Source organism: Ruegeria sp. Alg231-54 (genome assembly GCF_900143525.1).
GTDB lineage: Bacteria > Pseudomonadota > Alphaproteobacteria > Rhodobacterales > Rhodobacteraceae > Ruegeria.
On record NZ_FREZ01000001.1, the window covers coordinates 174,331 to 192,759 of the forward strand.

The 18,429-nt window shown below is 56.3% G+C and carries 18 protein-coding genes and 3 tRNA genes; 10 read left to right on the forward strand and 11 right to left on the reverse strand.

What is annotated here, in order from left to right; all coding sequences use genetic code 11:
• Positions 1-4 precede the first annotated feature (4 nt).
• Both pgi and DHN12_RS00890 read left to right on the forward strand, forming a co-directional pair.
• Positions 5-1,618, forward strand: coding sequence for a glucose-6-phosphate isomerase (gene pgi / locus DHN12_RS00885; protein WP_108858496.1), 1,614 nt, complete (start codon positions 5-7; stop codon positions 1,616-1,618).
• Positions 1,619-1,802: 184 nt separating this feature from the next.
• The gene (locus DHN12_RS00890) at positions 1,803-3,422 is read left to right on the forward strand and encodes a long-chain-fatty-acid--CoA ligase (RefSeq protein ID WP_108858497.1); all 1,620 of its coding nucleotides are present in this window, start codon (positions 1,803-1,805) and stop codon (positions 3,420-3,422) included.
• A 20-nt stretch (positions 3,423-3,442) separates the two neighbouring features.
• Here the strand turns inward: DHN12_RS00890 and DHN12_RS00895 are convergent.
• The 3 genes from DHN12_RS00895 to DHN12_RS00905 all read right to left on the reverse strand — a co-directional run bounded on the left by DHN12_RS00895 (position 3,443) and on the right by DHN12_RS00905 (position 4,714).
• Positions 3,443-3,517, reverse strand: a tRNA-Asn gene (locus DHN12_RS00895).
• A gap of 130 nt (positions 3,518-3,647) precedes the next feature.
• A tRNA-Asn gene (locus tag DHN12_RS00900) sits at positions 3,648-3,722 on the reverse strand.
• Positions 3,723-3,799: 77 nt separating this feature from the next.
• On the reverse strand, positions 3,800-4,714 hold the full coding sequence (locus tag DHN12_RS00905; protein ID WP_108858498.1) for an MBL fold metallo-hydrolase: 915 nt from the start codon (positions 4,712-4,714) through the stop codon (positions 3,800-3,802).
• Positions 4,715-4,758: 44 nt separating this feature from the next.
• Here DHN12_RS00905 and DHN12_RS00910 point away from each other — a divergent pair, with 44 nt between their 5' ends.
• The 3 genes from DHN12_RS00910 to DHN12_RS24325 all read left to right on the forward strand — a co-directional run bounded on the left by DHN12_RS00910 (position 4,759) and on the right by DHN12_RS24325 (position 6,875).
• Positions 4,759-6,078 carry an ATP-binding protein gene (locus tag DHN12_RS00910; protein WP_108858499.1) on the forward strand — a complete coding sequence of 440 codons (1,320 nt, stop codon included), beginning with the start codon at positions 4,759-4,761 and terminating at the stop codon, positions 6,076-6,078.
• Positions 6,079-6,189: 111 nt separating this feature from the next.
• Positions 6,190-6,450: a hypothetical protein gene (locus DHN12_RS00915; RefSeq protein WP_108858500.1), complete on the forward strand. Its 261-nt coding sequence runs from the start codon at positions 6,190-6,192 to the stop codon at positions 6,448-6,450.
• A 254-nt stretch (positions 6,451-6,704) separates the two neighbouring features.
• Complete coding sequence (locus tag DHN12_RS24325; RefSeq protein WP_159089940.1) at positions 6,705-6,875, forward strand: hypothetical protein; 171 nt, start codon at positions 6,705-6,707, stop codon at positions 6,873-6,875.
• Positions 6,876-7,356: 481 nt separating this feature from the next.
• On the opposite strand, the gene DHN12_RS00920 is transcribed toward DHN12_RS24325, so the two are convergent.
• Positions 7,357-7,433, reverse strand: a tRNA-Ile gene (locus DHN12_RS00920).
• Between the two features lie 107 nt (positions 7,434-7,540).
• Between DHN12_RS00920 and purM the strand changes: the two genes are divergently transcribed.
• The 3 genes from purM to rnd all read left to right on the forward strand — a co-directional run bounded on the left by purM (position 7,541) and on the right by rnd (position 10,454).
• Positions 7,541-8,587: a phosphoribosylformylglycinamidine cyclo-ligase gene (purM, locus tag DHN12_RS00925; protein WP_108859059.1), complete on the forward strand. Its 1,047-nt coding sequence runs from the start codon at positions 7,541-7,543 to the stop codon at positions 8,585-8,587.
• The gene (gene purN / locus DHN12_RS00930) at positions 8,584-9,180 is read left to right on the forward strand and encodes a phosphoribosylglycinamide formyltransferase (protein ID WP_108858501.1); all 597 of its coding nucleotides are present in this window, start codon (positions 8,584-8,586) and stop codon (positions 9,178-9,180) included. The genes purM and purN overlap by 4 nt, the downstream gene beginning before the upstream one ends.
• Before the next feature lie 116 nt (positions 9,181-9,296).
• The gene (gene rnd, locus DHN12_RS00935; protein WP_108858502.1) at positions 9,297-10,454 is read left to right on the forward strand and encodes a ribonuclease D; all 1,158 of its coding nucleotides are present in this window, start codon (positions 9,297-9,299) and stop codon (positions 10,452-10,454) included.
• Between the two features lie 6 nt (positions 10,455-10,460).
• On the opposite strand, the gene DHN12_RS00940 is transcribed toward rnd, so the two are convergent.
• Positions 10,461-10,985: a hypothetical protein gene (locus tag DHN12_RS00940; protein WP_108858503.1), complete on the reverse strand. Its 525-nt coding sequence runs from the start codon at positions 10,983-10,985 to the stop codon at positions 10,461-10,463.
• Between the two features lie 138 nt (positions 10,986-11,123).
• Here DHN12_RS00940 and DHN12_RS00945 point away from each other — a divergent pair, with 138 nt between their 5' ends.
• Entirely contained in the window at positions 11,124-11,534 is a 411-nt protein-coding gene (locus DHN12_RS00945) for a SufE family protein (protein WP_108859060.1), read from the forward strand.
• A gap of 3 nt (positions 11,535-11,537) precedes the next feature.
• On the opposite strand, the gene DHN12_RS00950 is transcribed toward DHN12_RS00945, so the two are convergent.
• From DHN12_RS00950 to DHN12_RS00960, 4 genes are all read right to left on the reverse strand, one after another.
• Positions 11,538-12,206: a DUF1638 domain-containing protein gene (locus DHN12_RS00950; RefSeq protein ID WP_108858504.1), complete on the reverse strand. Its 669-nt coding sequence runs from the start codon at positions 12,204-12,206 to the stop codon at positions 11,538-11,540.
• A 75-nt stretch (positions 12,207-12,281) separates the two neighbouring features.
• The gene (locus tag DHN12_RS00955) at positions 12,282-12,974 is read right to left on the reverse strand and encodes a Hint domain-containing protein (RefSeq protein ID WP_234416520.1); all 693 of its coding nucleotides are present in this window, start codon (positions 12,972-12,974) and stop codon (positions 12,282-12,284) included.
• 41 nt (positions 12,975-13,015) lie between these two features.
• A complete protein-coding gene (locus DHN12_RS24725) occupies positions 13,016-13,315 on the reverse strand; it encodes a hypothetical protein (protein ID WP_234416521.1) in 300 nt (99 codons plus the stop codon).
• A gap of 157 nt (positions 13,316-13,472) precedes the next feature.
• Positions 13,473-14,171, reverse strand: coding sequence for a B12-binding domain-containing protein (locus DHN12_RS00960; protein WP_108858505.1), 699 nt, complete (start codon positions 14,169-14,171; stop codon positions 13,473-13,475).
• 300 nt (positions 14,172-14,471) lie between these two features.
• Between DHN12_RS00960 and DHN12_RS00970 the strand changes: the two genes are divergently transcribed.
• Entirely contained in the window at positions 14,472-15,536 is a 1,065-nt protein-coding gene (locus tag DHN12_RS00970; protein ID WP_108858507.1) for a PA0069 family radical SAM protein, read from the forward strand.
• A 56-nt stretch (positions 15,537-15,592) separates the two neighbouring features.
• On the opposite strand, the gene gltA is transcribed toward DHN12_RS00970, so the two are convergent.
• Both gltA and gltX read right to left on the reverse strand, forming a co-directional pair.
• Complete coding sequence (gene gltA / locus DHN12_RS00975; RefSeq protein ID WP_108858508.1) at positions 15,593-16,888, reverse strand: citrate synthase; 1,296 nt, start codon at positions 16,886-16,888, stop codon at positions 15,593-15,595.
• Between the two features lie 121 nt (positions 16,889-17,009).
• A complete protein-coding gene (gene gltX / locus DHN12_RS00980) occupies positions 17,010-18,410 on the reverse strand; it encodes a glutamate--tRNA ligase (protein WP_108858509.1) in 1,401 nt (466 codons plus the stop codon).
• Between the last annotated feature and the right edge of the window lie 19 nt (positions 18,411-18,429).

Here is an 18,429-nt window from a genome sequence, read left to right on the forward strand (position 1 = left end):
GCAGATGCAATTGAACTCGCTCAAAACCCTTGCATCCGACGCTCAGGACGAAGCCATCCTGGGCCTGTTTGAAACCGATCCGAACCGCGCGCAGAGTTTTTCTGCATCGACCGGCGACCTGTTGTTTGATTACTCTAAAACTCAGATCACAGATGAGGTCCGAAAAGCCTTAATCGCGTTGTGTGATGAGGCGGGTCTGGCCTCGCGCCGCGCCGCGATGTTTGACGGGGAAAAGATCAACGAAACCGAAGGTCGCGCGGTTTTGCACACTGCGCTTCGCAATCTGGACGGTGGTCCTGTCGAAGTTGATGGGTTGGACGTCATGCCCGACGTTCTGGGCACGTTGCAACGGATGCGCGTCTTTGCAGAAGAGGTGCGTGGCGGCGCGGTCACCGGGGCAGGGGGCGCCTTTACCGATGTGGTCAATATCGGCATCGGTGGTTCGGACTTGGGCCCGGTGATGGCAACACATGCGCTGTCGCCGTATCACGATGGGCCAAGGCTGCATTATGTATCGAACGTAGACGGTGCCCACATCGCAGATACGTTGCGCCAGCTGGATCCAACGCGGACACTGGTGATTGTTGCCTCAAAAACCTTCACGACCATCGAGACGATGACCAATGCTCGAACCGCGCGGGCTTGGATGGAAGACGGCGGCGGCGATCCGGGCAAGCAGTTTGCCGCCGTGTCCAGCGCGCAGGACAAAACCCAAGCCTTTGGCATCCCCCAAGAGCGCGTATTCGGTTTCGCTGATTGGGTAGGCGGGCGCTACTCGGTCTGGGGTCCGGTCGGCTTGCCGGTGATGATCGCCGTCGGATCGAACGCCTTCGATGCGTTCTTGCGCGGCGGGCAGGCGATGGATATACATTTCCGCGCCGCCGACTGGGTCGAAAATATGCCCGTTATGCTGGCTTTGGTCGGCATTTGGCATCGTCAGGTTCAGGGTCATGCCAGCCGGGCCGTGCTGCCTTATGATCAGCGCCTGCTGCGATTGCCTGCGTATTTTCAACAGCTTGAGATGGAATCGAACGGCAAATCTGTTGCCATGGACGGCAACACTCTGACCATTCCCTCGGGCCCCGTCGTCTGGGGTGAGCCGGGCACCAATGGGCAGCATGCATTTTATCAGTTGATCCACCAAGGCACCGACGTGATCCCCTGTGAGTTCATGGTCGCGGCCGAGGGGCACGAACCGGAATTGACCCACCATCACCGACTGTTGCTGGCCAATTGCCTGGCGCAGTCCGAGGCGCTGATGCGCGGTCGATCCTTGGGCGAAGCACGGCAACGGATGGCGGAGAAGAGGCTGGAAGGGGACGAGCTGGAACGGCAAGCCCGTCACCGCGTTTTTCCGGGCAACCGTCCTTCGACAACGTTGATGTATCCAATGCTCACGCCGTTTGTTCTGGGCCAGATCATCGCGCTTTACGAACATCGTGTGTTTGTCGAGGGCGTCCTATTGGGCATCAACTCGTTCGACCAGTGGGGCGTTGAGTTGGGCAAGGAACTTGCCACATCTCTCGGCCCGATCGTCGACGGAGAAGAAAGCGCGACTGGCAAGGACGGCTCGACCGCTGCCTTGGTTGCCTATGCAATGCGCCACCGCGATCAATAACGTGATTTTTGGCAGCCTGCCGTAGAGGCAGGCTGCATTCTTTTATTGTCAGACAATTAAATGATTGGCAGGGTCAGTTCTTAGGGAACGCCCTGAACTCTCTGCTTTGCGCAAGCGGACATGAGGCTTCGGGCAAGCAGACAGCGCTGCCCAACTGAGTGGTGCTGACATTGGGAGGATGTCCATGCTGGGACAGATGATGACGCAGCCTTTGTTGATTTCGTCGCTGATTGATCACGCCGAACGCTATCATGGCCAGACCGAGATCTACTCGGTCGAAACCGATGGGTCGGTCACTGAAACCACTTGGGCGCAAGTGGCACAAAACGCGCGAAAGCTGGGTTCGGCGCTGACCAAGCTGGGACTGGAACCCCAGGACCGCATCGGCACGTTGTCCTGGAATAACCGACGACATCTGGAGATTTATTATGCGACTTCCGGCGCGGGATATGTGTGCCACACGGTGAACCCCCGGCTTTTCCCGGAACAGCTGACTTACATTATCAACCACGCCAAAGACCGGGTTCTGTTCTTTGATGCGACATTCATCCCTCTGGTCGCGGCCCTGCACGAACACCTGACTGAAGTGCGCCATTTCGTTTTGATGGGCCCACGGAAGGAAGACGCCGTTGCCCAAATCCCTGGCGTCGCGTTCTATGATGACCTGATCGAAACTGGCGATGGCGATTTTCAGTGGCCCAGTTTCGATGAAAACACAGCGTCCAGCCTGTGTTACACCTCGGGCACGACGGGCAATCCCAAAGGCGTTCTGTATTCCCATCGTTCCACAGTCCTGCACAGTTTTGGATCGAACACGCGAGATGTCATAGGCTTTTCTGCTATGGATGTCGTGATGCCGGTGGTTCCAATGTTCCATGTCAACGCCTGGGGGTCGCCCTATGCCTGCGCCATGTCGGGTTCACGCATGGTGCTGCCGGGGCCGGGCCTGCATGGCGAAGCCCTGGTGAATCTGGTCGATACATATGGCGTGACGCTGGCAATGGGGGTTCCGACGATCTGGCAAGGCTTGCTGGCACATGCCGAGAAGTCAGGTAGCAAACTCGCCAGCTTGAACCGCACTGTCATTGGCGGTGCAGCGTGCCCGCCCTCGATGATCGAAACTTTTCGCGAGACCTATGGTGTCGATACGGTTCACGCCTGGGGCATGAGCGAGATGAGTCCCCTGGGAAGCACGAACAACCCACTGGCCAAGCATCTAGACCTTCCGCCTGAAGAACAACACAAGCTGCGCGAAAGCCAGGGTCGTCCGCCCTACGGGGTCGAGTTGAAAATCGTCGATGATGACGGCAATGATCTGCCGCATGACGGCGTTACGCAGGGCGATCTGCTGGTGCGCGGTCATTGGGTGTTGGACAGCTATTTCCAAATGCAGGATGAAGACCTGCTGCAGGACGGATGGTTCGCGACCGGAGATGTCGCAACGTTGGACCCTGACGGATACATGACAATCCGCGACCGGTCCAAGGACATCATCAAATCCGGGGGTGAGTGGATCAGTTCGGTCGAGTTGGAAAACATCGCCGTAGCCCACCCGCAACTTGCCACTGCAGCCGTTGTTGGTGTGCCACATCCCAAATGGGACGAACGCCCCTTGTTGGTTGCCGTCAAAGCCGAAGGCGCGGACCCGAGTGAAGAAGAATTGCTGGCTTTCTTCGACGGTAAAATCGCCAAATGGCAGGTGCCCGATAAGGTTGTCTTTGTGGATGCGCTACCACTGAACGCGACCGGGAAGGTCCTGAAACGCAATCTGCGCGCAGACTTCGAGGGTGCCTTGATAGGCTAAGCGCCTGATATTGTTGAAAATGGCTCCGGCGGTAGGGATCGAACCTACGACCAATTGATTAACAGTCAACTGCTCTACCGCTGAGCTACGCCGGAACGGTTCGCGCCGTATAGCAACCTGTTTCTACGGCGTCCAGTGGGGGGCAGAATTTTTTTCGCCAAAATGACATCAATCCGAATAGCACCGAATTTGGTGCCGAATGAGGGTCTTGATATCAGGAGATTTTGGCTCCGGCGGTAGGGATCGAACCTACGACCAATTGATTAACAGTCAACTGCTCTACCGCTGAGCTACGCCGGAACTGAGGGGCGTATAACAACCCGTTTTTTGCCCGTCCAGAGGGGAACTGCATCAAACGGAAAAAAAGTTCTGCGTGTTCATGTTGACCTTGAAAACATGGCATCGACTGAAAGTGCGTCGGAAGTGTAAACTTGAGATTTACCATAAAGATCAACTAGATGTGCGAACACGTTGCGTTCAGCCGCGGGCAAAAGCGCGGCTGGCGTGTCGGTATAGACGCGCTCGGCAAGTTGTCGGGCGATTCCGGGCTGCTCCTCCAGCGCCGCCAGTATCTGCGCCTCGCGGGACAGCCGGTGAGTGATCAGCCAATCCAACCGTTCAGAAGGGTTGGTGATCTCCGCACCGTGACCCGCATGAAACACGGCCCAATCCCGCGCACGCAACCTGTGGCACGCCTGCATAAAGTCTGTCAGGTCCCCATCCGGTGGAGAAACCAGTGAGCTGGCCCAGCCCATGACGTGATCGGCAGTAAAGCAGACATCGCCCCAACCCAAAGCGATATGATTGCCCAGGTGACCGGGCGTATGGATGACCTCAAGTTGCCAATCGTCGCCCTCGATCACCTCACCATCCGCCACTTCGACATCCGGGCGAAACGCAGTGTCTATCCCTTCGCCGCCGCCGGCCAGACCCTGCCGCGCCAGTTGTGCCATCACTGCGCTGCGTCCGGCCTGTGGGCCGCCAAAGGCCAGAATCGACGCGCCGGTGCGTGCCGCCAATGGCGCCGCGAGCGGTGAATGATCCAGATGGCTGTGCGTGACGATAATATGGCTGATCCGTTGCCCCGGCTGCACCGCGTTCAGAATCGCCGCAAGATGCGCATCGCTCAAAGGACCGGGATCAATGACCGCCAAATCACGTTCTCCCAAAAGGTACGTGTTCGTACCGCGATAGGTCATCGGGGACGGATTCGGGGCTTGTATCCGGCGCAGCCCGGGTTGTAAGTCGATCGCCAGACCGGAGGGCGGGTTGAAATCGTCGGGCGCCTGCATTCTGAGCTCTTTCTCTTGGCGGATCAGCCCGTTAGGTTTAGCGCATGTTCAGTCGATGGCTCAAACAATATATGCCGCGCAGCCTGTATGCCCGCGCGGCACTAATTCTGGTTCTTCCAGTTGTCGTGCTGCTGTTGGTGGTGGGGATTGCCTTCTTGCAAAAGCATCTCGAGGACGTCACCGCGCAGATGACCAAGACCGCCACGCGCGAAGTGACGTTGGTGCTGGAAACCATGAAAAGGGCCGAGACCCAGCAGCAGGCGCTGGCAGCGATACGCCTGGATTTGTCGGTGCTTGATATGAAAGCCCGTTTTGTTGACGGCGACGAAAACCCGATAACGGACAGGCGTCGGTGGTACGATTTTATCGCACCACAGGTCGAATACCATTTGCGAGCGGGGCTGCCAGATCTGGTCGCCGTCGCTTTGCCTTCGGGTGATGAAGCTCGGTTGTACCTTGAAACCGATCTAGGGCTGCTCCAGCTGACGATAGATCGCCGCCGCCTGTCGCCCACGGCGCCGCATCAGTTGATTGTGACCATGATGTTCTTTGCCGTTGTGATGACGACGATCTCATTCCTCTATATGCGCAATCAGCTGCGGCCTATTACCCGCCTTTCTGACGCTGCGCAGGCCTTTGGTCGGGGCAGGGTAGTACCATATACGCCGGGGGGCGCAATAGAAGTGCGCGCTGCTGGCAGTGCGTTTCTGGAAATGAGGGCTAGAATCGAGCGACAGATGGAACAGCGCACGATGATGCTTTCGGGTGTAAGCCACGACCTGAGAACACCGCTGACGCGGCTGAAACTGGGTCTTTCCATGTTGCCCGAAGATCAGGCAGCACCGCTGAAACAGGACGTGGACGAAATGCAATTGCTGCTGGATGCGTTCCTTGATTTCTCACGTGGTGTCGCCGAGGGGCCAGCCGAGGCGATCGAACCTGCAGTGTTGTTGCGTCAGATCGTCGAAGACGCGCGCCGGGCAGGTCATCAGGCCGAATTAGTCTCAGTCGAAGGTGACGGCACGGCGATGCTGCGCCCCATGGCCATTCGCCGCGCGGTCGAAAATTTGATTGGCAATGCGGTGCGATATGGCAACCGGGCCGAGGTCAGCTTGTCCCTGACGCCCAAAATCGTGCGCATCCGGGTCGAAGATGATGGACCGGGTATTCCGGTAGAGCAGCGCACTGAGGCTGTAAAACCGTTCTCGCGCCTTGATCCCGCGCGAAATCAGAATCAGGGCAGTGGCGTTGGTCTAGGATTAGCGATTGTTGCGGATATTGCCCGCGCACATGGCGGTGTTCTGCGGCTTGGTAAAAGTGAAAGGCTGGGCGGTCTTTGCGCGGATATCATTGTTGGGCGATGATTTTGGTGAGATCGGAATTCACGTTTTGTGTCGCAACCACAAGCGGCGCGCATTTTTTATTTGGTCTAAAGCACCGATCACCCCGTACAACCTTTAGAATGGGAGGAAGTCATGACCAATAGTTTCGACGTGAAATCATCGTGGGTATCGGTAATGGATGAAACGAAAAACCCACTAAAAAAATACTCTCTATCCACAGCACACATGCTGATGCAGATGTTGGCATGGATGTGGAGCGCAATTTTCTCGCTGATGGTTGGTAGCTATTTTGTTTTCGGTGTAACCGCATTGGGCCATTTGCTGCTGATCGGCGGGTTGTTTGTCACCTTGGCAGTTTTCCAAAAGGCTGAAGGGATTGATCCTGAAGCGTAAAGTTACCGCCTCATATTAGACCGAACGGCTTTACCCGGGGTTTTTTGGTCCAATTCTTGACCCGCTCCGTATCGCCTTCACTACCCCAACTGCTCCCGCGTTGTTTGTAACGGTTTCTCTCCGAACAACGCGGGTTTTTTAGAGCGGGAACGAGTGGCTACCTTGGTGTCTAATGGGGTATAACTCCCCCATTAGACTTGAGGCGCATTTCTATCGTAACGTTACAGAACGTCTTTTGCGGCATAGGTTTAGGTATGGACAACACTGTATTGTATTTCTTGGTTGGTATATTTGTCGTCGGGCTCGTGACGCTTGGATATTACTCAAAAAGCAGTGGCGCATTGATCTCGATTGTCATCGTAGTTGGTGTTTTGGGTGCGATGGTCGGATACTTTGGTGGATACTTCGGAGAACCTCCAAGGTAATCTTCAATTGGAGGTTCTGCCGGTGCGCTTTGTCTTTGAAAGCTCTTTTTTTTTAAACTAAAAACGGCACAAAAAAACCAGCTTCGCGGTCCGAGTGAGCGGAAGGGTCGCGAAGCTGGTTAATTTCCTCCTACTGGGTGCTGATCGGAGGCTGGGATGCACATGTATGGGACGTGCAAGATCATAAAAACATGAATTTAAAAGTTTCACTAAATGAAAATGGGATAGCCAAAAACCCATTCGAATAGGTGATATATCCAAAAGTATAGTATGCGGATGTGTCATTTCTCTTGAATGTACCAAATGGCACTTCCGCTTGAGCGGGGACTCCGAACTCTAGGGGTTTGAATAAGGTTCAGAGTTACTGGGCAATCCTGCAGATTTAGAAGAATGCATCTTATGTTTGAGCAGGACAGTAGAAACACCATGCACCGCTGGCCTGGCAAGAATCTTTAACTGATAACAATGAAAAAGTAGACGGTGGTAGGCCCGGCAGGACTTGAACCCGCAACCAAAGCGTTATGAGCGCTCTGCTCTAACCAATTGAGCTACAGGCCCGCCTGAGCGCTTTGAGTACCATGGTGAACAGCCGCGTCAAGCCTGACCGTTGCAACAAGTCGCACAATCGAATAACCCGCGCGGGAACCATTCATAAGGGGCTGGCCATGACCACGGGCAAGAACGGAATCACCTATGCCGATGCAGGCGTTGATATTGATGCGGGGAATGCCCTTGTCGACCGGATCAAGCCGGCCGCAAAACGCACTAACCGCTCGGGCGTGATGAGCGGGCTGGGCGGATTTGGCGCTCTGTTTGATTTGAAGGCCGCCGGGTACCAGGACCCGATTCTGGTTGGGGCCACTGACGGAGTGGGCACCAAGCTGCGCATCGCCATTGATACCGGTGTTGTCGACGGTGTGGGCATCGACCTTGTGGCCATGTGCGTCAATGACCTGATCTGTCAGGGTGCTGAGCCGCTGTTTTTCCTGGATTACTTTGCGACCGGAAAACTGGATACCGAAACAGCTGCGCGGATTATCGAAGGCATTGCTGAAGGCTGTGTCCAATCCGGATGCGCTTTGATCGGCGGTGAAACCGCGGAAATGCCCGGCATGTACCCCGATGGCGATTTCGATCTGGCCGGGTTCTCGGTCGGTGCGATGGAGCGTGGTGCGCATCTGCCGGCCGGCGTTCAGGAAGGCGACGTGCTTTTGGGGCTGGCGTCGAACGGTGTCCATTCCAACGGCTACTCGCTGGTGCGCAAACTGGTCGAAATTTCGGGCCTGGACTGGGAAGCCGCGTCACCGTTCAGCGACGGCTCTCTGGGCGAGGCGCTGCTGACCCCAACGCGTCTGTACGTGAAACCTGCGCTGCAGGCGATCCGGGCAGGGGGCATTCATGCACTGGCCCATATCACTGGCGGTGGCCTGACCGAAAACCTGCCGCGCGTGTTGCCCGAGGGGCTGGGTGCCGAGATTGACCTGAATGCATGGGACTTGCCGCCTGTATTTCGCTGGATGGCGGAAACCGGTGGAATCGTTGAGGCCGAGATGCTGAAAACATTCAACTGCGGCATTGGCATGATCGTCGCGTGTGACGCGGATCGCGCAGATGATCTGGCGGCGTTGCTGGCCGACGCGGGCGAAACGGTTGCGCGGATTGGCACTGTGACCGGGACAGCGGGCATGGTCTATTCGGGCACCCTGTTGTGAACCACAAGCGCGTCGCTATTCTGATCTCGGGCGGGGGCTCGAACATGGTGTCGCTGGTCGACAGCATGACCGGCGATCACCCTGCGCGGCCTTGTCTTGTTCTGTCCAATGATGCGAACGCGGGTGGGCTGACAAAGGCGGCAGAGCGCGGCATTCCAACCGCGTCGGTGGATCACCGCCCGTTCAAGGGCGACCGCGCCGCGTTTGAGGCCGAGTTGCTGAAGCCGCTGGAAGAGGCGCAACCCGATATCGTTTGCCTTGCAGGGTTCATGCGTGTTCTGACGGGCGATTTCGTTTCGCGTTTTCAGGGGCGGATGCTGAATATCCACCCTTCGCTTCTGCCGAAATACAAGGGTCTCAATACCCACGCGCGCGCTATTGAAGCCGGGGATGCTGAACATGGATGTTCGGTCCACGAAGTCACCGCAGCCTTGGATGACGGTCCGATCCTTGGGCAAGCGCGAGTGGATATTGAACCGGGTGATACGTCCGAGGCATTGGCCGCCCGGGTGCTGGTATGGGAACACAAACTCTACCCTACAGTGTTGCGCCGTTACGCCAGTGGGGATCGGACTCCGGTGTTGCTGCCCTGAACGTCTCAGGATGATTTACACCCGCGTCAAATTCATCCTATGGTCCGCAATACGGCTGGGTACGGAATAAAACTGATAATCGGCCGCACAGAACAAGAGCAAGAACAGCACCGCGCATGAAAACCCTGACGACGACGCAAGAGCTGGCCGATTTCTGCAAGGCCGCGGCGGAATATGACTATGTCACCGTAGATACCGAGTTTCTGCGCGAACGGACTTACTATTCAAAACTCTGTTTGGTGCAGCTTGCGGTTCCATCTGATGATGAAGGCAGTGCCGTTCTGGTGGATCCATTGGCTGATGGCCTGTCTCTGGACCCGCTTTATGACCTGTTTCGCGATGAAAGCGTGGTCAAAGTGTTTCACGCCGCGCGGCAGGATCTTGAGATTTTCTGGGTCGAGGCGTCCGTGTTCCCGCAACCTCTGTTCGACACCCAGGTCGCCGCGATGGTCTGCGGCTTTGGCGAGCAGGTGGGCTACGAGACCTTGGTGCGCAAAATCTGCAAGGAAGGCGTCGACAAAACCTCGCGCTTTACCGATTGGTCACGTCGGCCACTGACAGATGCGCAAAAGACTTATGCCTTGGCAGATGTCACGCATTTGCGGCAGATCTACGAATATCTTGCGGCCCAGTTGAACAAGTCGCAGCGCAGCCATTGGGTATCCGAAGAGTTGCGCACCCTGACCCAGCCCGGAACCTACAATATCCGTCCCGAAGATGCATGGAAGCGGGTGAAAACCCGCACGAATTCGGCCAAGTTCCTGGCCGTCGTGCGCGAGCTGGCGCAGTTTCGCGAAGCTTATGCGCAGGAAAACAATGTTCCGCGCAGCCGGGTGTTCAAGGATGACGCCTTGATCGAGCTTGCCTCGACCAAGCCCAAATCTCCGTCGGACCTTGGTGGTTCTCGCCTGCTGCTGCGCGAGGCGCGCAAAGGCGCGATTGCCGATGGTATTCTGGCGGCGGTGAAACGCGGGGTAAATTGCCCTGCCGATCAAATGCCGCGCGTAGATAACAGCCGTGACAAGCTAAAGATCAATCCGGCGCTCGCCGATTTGCTGCGCGTGTTGCTCAAGTCCAAAACCGAAAGCTCGGGCGTGGCGGCCAAGCTGATCGCAACAAGTTCCGAACTGGACCAGTTGGCTGCGGGTGAGCGCAAGTTGCCTTCAATGTCAGGCTGGCGATTTGAGGTGTTTGGCGAGGATGCCCTGAAACTGTGTGACGGCAAGATAGCTCTGGCCGCCAAGGGGCAATCCGTACAAGTCGTGTCGCTTTAGCGGCGGTTAGCGCCGCCGGGATTCCAATGTGTTCTGTTCGCCGCGAACGCGAACCAGACGGATGTTTCTCAGTTCGTCTCGGCCAACCGTTGTGGCATCATTGACCTCACGCGATCTTTCGGAGCCCAGATTGGTCGCGTAGCTTGGGTAGCTGACTTCAAACGTGTATTCCAGAATGCCGTTTTTTTCGTTCTCTTCGCTTTCCACGCGGACAAGGCGCGCATTGTAGGCTCCCTGTCTTGAGGCCGTACCTTTGACATAGATGATTGCCCCGGTAGACGTGGGGTCGATGCGTAGCTCATCTACCTTGGTTATGGCAAAGCCGATCACTTCCTTTTCAGGTCGCGAAAACAGACCTGGGCCGTCGCGCCCTTCGGGCACCAGAGCATCAGCTTCGTTTACGGATACTTCAGTAGGGGCGGGTGTACTGGACCCGAACCAATTGGTCGGGTTCACGCGCGACTCGCTCCAGCCGCTGCAGGCCGCCAGTGCCAGAGTGCTGACCAATAGAAGAGGTGTTGATTTTTTCATGGTCCCAAAGCCCAGAGAAGTATTTTAACAATGGGTTATCGTAAATTCCAAAGATTGAAAACCCACGCCGGGGCTGGACAGGTGCCCAACAGAGGCATAGGTCACAAATGTGATCGCAACAAAAAGGACCGCTGCGAAATGGCAACGCCCGCCTTTGAGGAAATCGTCGAGGATTTTGAGTTTCTGGATGACTGGGAAGACCGGTATCGCCACGTTATTGATCAGGGCAAGGCGATGGAGCCGCTGGATGACGCGCTCAAAGTGCCGGCCACCAAGGTGCATGGCTGCGCCAGTCAGGTGTGGCTGCACCCCGTGGTCGACGGCGGTGTTTTCCGGTTCGACGGTGATAGCGACGCGCTGATCGTGCGCGGGCTGATCGCGGTGTTGCGGTCTTTGTATAATGGCCTGCCTGTTGGCGAAGTCCCAAAGGTCGATGCCGGGGGTGAGTTGGCGCGTCTTGGGCTGAACGATCACCTGTCCGCACAGCGGTCAAATGGTTTGCGGTCGATGATCGAGCGTATCCGCGAAGTCGCGCAAGAGAACGCCTGACGATCAGGCGGTCGGCATGCGGGTGGCCCACTCGGTCAGAGTTGTTTCAAGATCGCCATAGCCGGTGAAGCGCCGTTCAAACGTCAAACCCATCCGTTCGGCGCATTCCCGTGCGCGGGCCGTTAGGTCCGGGTCGTCTGTCTGGGCTTGATACACAAGCTTGGTATAGTTCCCGAAATACATGTCCCGCAACTGGGGGTGACGGTCCAGACCCAGCGGTTTCCACACAAAGGCGTCAAACTGACGGGCCAGAAAATCCGTCAGGTAGAAGGCCGTCGTTTCATCATCATTATGGTCTTCAAAGGCTTGATTTCCTTCGAAAAAGGAATAGCAGTGCGGACCTTTGATCATCTCGATGCCCATCTCTTTGCAGGCTTTCTGCAATAAGCCTCCGGTGCCACAATCGGCATAGACGACGAAGATCTGGTCAAAGTTACCGCGATGCTTGGCAGCCGCTTCTTCGACGGCCTGCGTAATCCGTTCAGGGTGGACATGCAGTATGGCGGGCAGGCAAGTCAGGGTCATATGATCCCAACCGTTGCGCTTTTTCAGATGCAGGATTTCGCGCGCCAGCGCACCGCATGCCAACAGCAGTATGCCGCCTTGCCGAGTGTCTTCGGTATAGCCTTTTGTCGTCAGGCTTGCGTCATCCGGTGTGTTGTTCTGCTGCATGGTAAATTTCCTGAAGGATTGCAGCATCAAAGAATGAATGCCGGATCAAGGCAAGCCCGCATCCGACATCCCGTGTCAGGCCACCGACGCACGCGTTTCAAAAGATTGAAGCGATGGGCGGGCAGGGGGACCATAAGCAGAGATCCAGTGATTGGCCAGTTCCGGAAACAGCGACAGGATCTCTTGCTGTGTTTCATCCTCAAAACTGTTCCACGCCTGGATTCCGGGGTGAAAGCTCTCGCTCAGGCAGTGTTCGCCCCAGATCAGTTCGTGCTGATCGAACATCAGGTGATAATAGGTCACAAGACCGCCGGGCTTCATCACGATATCGCGGCCGTTTATCAAGTGCTTGGCAGGCGCCAACGCCTCGGCGTGGCCTGTATGCAACTCGACCCGCCAGTCGCTGACCAGCATCCTGTGCTGTTGCGAGACTAAGAGATCGCGATCATTGCCAAGCGCACCTGCCTTGATCAACACAGGCGTAAACACCCCCGAGGCGCGCGCGGTTTGCGACCCGACCCAGCGCAGCGTTTGCAACCCATGATCCAGCGTCGGAATCCTGTCGCCCACGCGCAGATTCTCGACCTTGACCAGCCCACGATAGGTCTTGATCAGAGTGCCTGTCGTGAAACATCTGGCGATGTCCCATTCCTGCCGGTTCGAGTTTAGTCCCGACGCGTCATCGGTTCTGACGCTGTTCAAAGTAAGAGATCTAATACCTTGGTCTTCCAACGCGGCCTGATCCGAATTGTTTGAAAATTCAGGCACCAGAAAGGTGTTGCCGAATGCATCTTGGGCAATGACAGCGGTTATGTTGGCTGTTTTCCGTCGACATATGTGATCGTGGCATTATATTCGACGGCCGCGTCAAATTCAGTTTGTTGACCGTCGTTTGTGAAATCATCGAGGTCGACAGTCCCATCATTTTGGTAGGTTTGGCCCGGATTTCCGACAGGGCTCCATTCAACCGCGTTGTTTAGAAGGGGATCGCCAGCTCCGCCAAAAGTTTGTTCGACAAGGGCGTCTGCGTTTTCTGCTGTATTGTTGCCCTCAGTGGGGTCAATAATACTAAGTTGGCCAAGAAAAATAGCATTAAACGTCGTAGGCATAACGCACCCTATATGTACTCGTTAACAACACGTGCGTCACAACAGATTCGCACTATCACAATTGACAGGTAATAAAACCTGTACTGCTTATCAAGCAGTTGAAGCCAAAAGGGCCGCCCCGGAAAGGGCGGCCTTGATCATTTCCGTGTTACTTGGATTAGCTGGCCAGTTGGTTGTGTTTGCGGGATACAAACTCTTTGGCAGTTTCAACCGCTACTGCCGCGTCACGGCAATAGGCGTCTGCGCCGATGGCCTTGCCGAATTCCTCGTTCAGAGGGGCACCGCCAACCAGTACGATGTAATCTTCACGCCGTCCCTGTTCGATCAGCGTGTCGATGACCACTTTCATGTAGGGCATCGTTGTGGTCAGCAGGGCCGACATGCCTAGAATGTCTGGCTGTTCGGAATCCAAAGCTTCCAGATAGTTTTCGACCGGGTTGTTGATGCCAATATCCACGACCTCAAAACCGGCCCCTTCCATCATCATCGACACCAGGTTTTTGCCGATATCATGGATGTCGCCTTTAACGGTCCCGATCACCATCTTGCCGACACGCGGCGCGCCGGTTTCGGCCAGCAGCGGCTTGAGGATCGTCATCCCACCTTTCATCGCGTTGGCCGCCAGCAAAACCTCGGGCACGAACAGGATGCCGTCGCGGAAATCGTGGCCCACGATGGTCATGCCACCGACCAATGCTTTGGTCAGGATGTCATATGGTGTCCATCCGCGTTCAAGCAGGATGTTCACACCTTCTTCGATCTCTTCTTTCAGGCCGTCATAAAGATCGTCGAACATCTGCTCAACAAGTTCGTCGTCGTTGAGTTCGGACAGGACGATGTCTTCTTCATCGGACATGGGGCATTTCCCTGTGCTGGGCGGGCCATCGGCCCGTGGTGGCATTTTTTCCGTTTTGGCCATTTCGTCGCAGTTAGACTGTTACGATTGCGACCTTGGCAGTTCCGGGACCGACCTATACGTCAAATTGTTTGCGATCACGATGGAATTATCTGCAACAACATCCTGCAATCTGTTCACAACCGGGGAAAAACCGGGCGTCCAGGATCGGGCGCGAAGAGGGCGGTTCGCGCAGTTTTCCTTGTTGCATGGCGATTCAGGGTCTATTGATTTCTGGGTGAGAACATAACAGGAACAAATATGCCTGCACTCAACATAAAGGCCCGCGGCGTGGCCAGCAATGAATCAGGCAGATTCGAACGCTTTGTGACCGAGGCCTGTGACGATGGCTGGGAGATGGAAGAAGAACTTCCCCAGCTCAGAACCGAGGTCCGAGAAGAGGTAGCGCGCAGTGTGGTCAACTACAACCGATCGCCCGATCTGCCGTTCGACCGCTCGATTAACCCGTATCGCGGGTGCGAGCATGGGTGCGTGTACTGTTTTGCCCGCCCGACACATGCCTATCTGGGATTGTCGCCGGGATTGGATTTTGAAACCCGGCTGATTGCACGGCCAAACGCGGCAGAGGTCCTTAGGAAAGAACTGTCCTCAGCTCGGTACAAAGTGGCGACCATTGCGATGGGAACAAACACCGACCCGTATCAGCCGATCGAAAAATACCACCAAATCACACGGGCTTGCCTGCAGGTCTTGCAAGAGTTCCAGCACCCGGTCGCAATCGTGACCAAAGGTGCGATGATCGAGCGGGACTTGGATATCCTTACCCCCATGGCGCAACTTGGATTGGTTCGGGTCGGCATTTCGTTGACAACTTTGGACCCAGGCTTGTCTCGACGGATGGAACCACGCGCGCCATCCCCTGTAAGACGGCTGGCGACGATCCGACGGTTGACCGATGCAGGAGTGCCGGTACGCGTCATGACATCGCCTTTGATACCGGGTCTGACGGATCACGAATTGGAATCCATGCTGGAAGCCGGGCAAGACGCGGGCGCTGATTCCGCAACCTGGATCATGCTGCGCCTTCCGCGCGAAGTCTCTGAGCTGTGGCAATCCTGGCTGCATCAGCATGAGCTGGCGCGAGCTGAAAAGGTCATGTCCAAACTGCGCGAAATGCACGGTGGTCGTGACTATGACCCGCGTTGGGGGCACCGCATGCGGGGGGAGGGTGAGTATGCCGGGCTGGTGGCCAAGCGCTTCAAGCTCGCGGTCAAACGTTTGGGGCTGGCCACAAAAACACCGCCGCTACGATGTGATCTGTTTTCCAGGCCCGCGCAGGCCGGGGATCAACTGACACTATTCTAAAACAAAAAAAACGCCCCGGACACGGGTCCGAGGCGTTTCGAAATTGTAACCGGCTATCAGCGGTTTTCGATGTCCACATAATCGCGGGTCGTTTCGCCCAGATACAGCTGACGCGGACGACCGATTTTGTTCTGTGGATCTGCGATCATCTCTTTCCATTGGCTGACCCAGCCAACGGTGCGCGACAGCGCGAAGATCGGCGTGAACATTGAGGTGGGGAAACCCATCGCCTCGAGGATGATGCCCGAGTAAAAGTCCACATTCGGGAACAGTTTCTTCTCGGCGAAATACGGATCTTCCAGTGCTTGCTTTTCTAGTGCCTTGGCAACCTGCAGCTTCGGATTGTTGTCGACGCCAAGCAGTTCCAGCACTTCGTCGGCTGATTGCTTCATTACAGTCGCGCGCGGGTCGAAGTTCTTGTAGACGCGGTGGCCAAAGCCCATCAGGCGGAACGGGTCGTTCTTGTCCTTGGCACGGTCGATGTATTCCGGAATACGATCGACGGAACCGATCTCCTCCAACATCTCCAAACAGGCCTGGTTTGCGCCACCATGGGCAGGGCCCCAAAGGCAAGCCACACCCGCCGCGATACACGCAAACGGGTTTGCGCCCGAGGATGACGCCAGACGCACGGTCGAGGTCGACGCATTCTGCTCGTGATCTGCGTGCAGCGTCAGAATCCGGTCCATCGCGCGGCTGAGGATCGGGTTCACCTCATATTCTTCAGCGGGAACGGCAAAGCACATGCGTAGGAAGTTGGACGCGTAGTCCAGATCGTTGCGCGGATAAACGAAGGGCTGGCCGATGTGATACTTATAGGCCCATGCGGCGATCGTCGGCATCTTGGCGATCAGACGGTGCGAAGCGACCTCGCGCTGATGCGGATCAGATACGTCGGTTGAGTCGTGATAGAACGCCGACATTGCGCCTACGACACCCACCATAATCGCCATCGGATGCGCATCCCGACGGAAGCCGCGATAGAAGTACTGCATCTGTTCGTGCAGCATGGTGTGGCGCGTGATGGTGGTTTCGAACTGCTCTAGATCTTTGGCTTGCGGCAGCTCTCCGTACAGCAGCAGATAGCAAACTTCTAGGAAATGCGATTTTCCGGCCAGCTGGTCGATCGGATAGCCACGGTGCAGCAGCTCGCCTTTTTCGCCGTCAATATAGGTAATGGTGCTGTCACAGCTTGCGGTCGACGTAAAACCGGGGTCGTAGGTGAACACTCCGGCATCGCTGTACAGTTTACGGATGTCGATGACGTCAGGTCCAGCGGTCGGAGAATGAACCGGCAACTCGTACGTTTCACCATGGACTGTCAGAGTGGCTGTTTTATTGCTGTCGGTCATAGTGTCCCTTCCTCATTCTTACGCATGTCGAATCGCTGTCCGACCTTGCGGGCAACGGCTGCGCGCGGGCGCGCAGTCCGGGTGTTAGCGGAGCAGCGTTACCCAAATATGAAGATTGGGTTTACGTCGCTGCGTCAGAAAGCCGGGCCAGGGTTTCTTCCTTCCCCAGCACAAGCATCATGTCAAAAACTGAAGGCGTCACTGCCCGACCTGCCAACACGGCCCGCAACGGGCCCGCCAGTTTGCCGAACTTAACCTCTTTCGCTTCTGCAAACGAATTTAGGGTTTGCTCCAGTTCGTTTCGCGTCCAGCTAGCATTTTGCACGTGCGGCGTCAATTCACTCAGTATACCATCGGATACTGAGGCCAGCGCTTTTGCAGCCTTTTCATCGGGGTCAATTGGCCGAGATGTCAACACAAAGTGAGCTTTTTCAAGAAGTTCTGGGAACATCCGCGCGCGATCCTTGAGGCAATACATCGCACGTTCCAGATCACCGGATTGTGTTTCCGTGAGGTTAGGTAAATTTGCCGCTGCCAGATAGGCTTCGATCTCTTGCCGCAATGCAGCATCATCCGCGATGGCGATATGCTGCCCGCACAGATTTTCCAGTTTTTTCAGGTCGAAACGGGCAGGGCTTTTGCCGATTCCGTCAAGATCGAACCACTCTTTGGCCTGCGCGTCCGTAAAGAACTCATCATCACCGTGGCTCCAACCCAGACGCGCCAAATAGTTGCGCATACCTGCGGCTGGATAGCCCATGGCCTGATATTCCTGCGCGCCCAAAGCACCGTGGCGTTTGGACAGCTTTTTACCATCCGGCCCGTGGATCAGGGGGATATGCGCCCAGACAGGAACGTCCCAGCCCATAGCCTCATAAATCATCATCTGCCGCGCGGCGTTGTTCAGGTGGTCGTCGCCACGGATTACATGGGTCACGCCCATGTCGTGATCGTCGACCACAACTGCAAGCATGTAGACCGGAGTGCCGTCCGACCGCAGCAGGATCATGTCGTCCAGTTGATCACGGCGAATGGTGACGTCGCCCTGAACCTGATCGCGGATCACGGTTGTACCATCCTGAGGCGCTTTGATGCGGATCGCGAATGGGGAGTCTGGATAAGAGGACTCGTCTGCATCCCGCCATGGGCTCCGGAACTGGGTCGACTTCCCTTCGGCCCGCGCTTGTTCGCGGAAAGCAGTAATCTCGTCCTGAGTTGAAAAGCACTTGTACGCCTTGCCCTCGGCCAGCAACTGATGTGCCACCTCTGCGTGACGTGCGGCACCGTCGAACTGGCTGATCACATCGCCGTCGTGATCCAGCCCCAGCCACTCCATGCCTTGCAGGATCGCAGCCGTTGCTTCCGGGGTAGAACGCTCGCGGTCGGTGTCTTCGATCCGCAACAGGAACTTGCCACCACGTCCACGTGCATAAAGCCAGTTGAACAGTGCGGTACGTGCCCCTCCGATATGCAAAAAGCCGGTTGGGGACGGAGCGAAACGAGTGACGACCTGATCGGACATTGTGTGGATTAACCTTTTG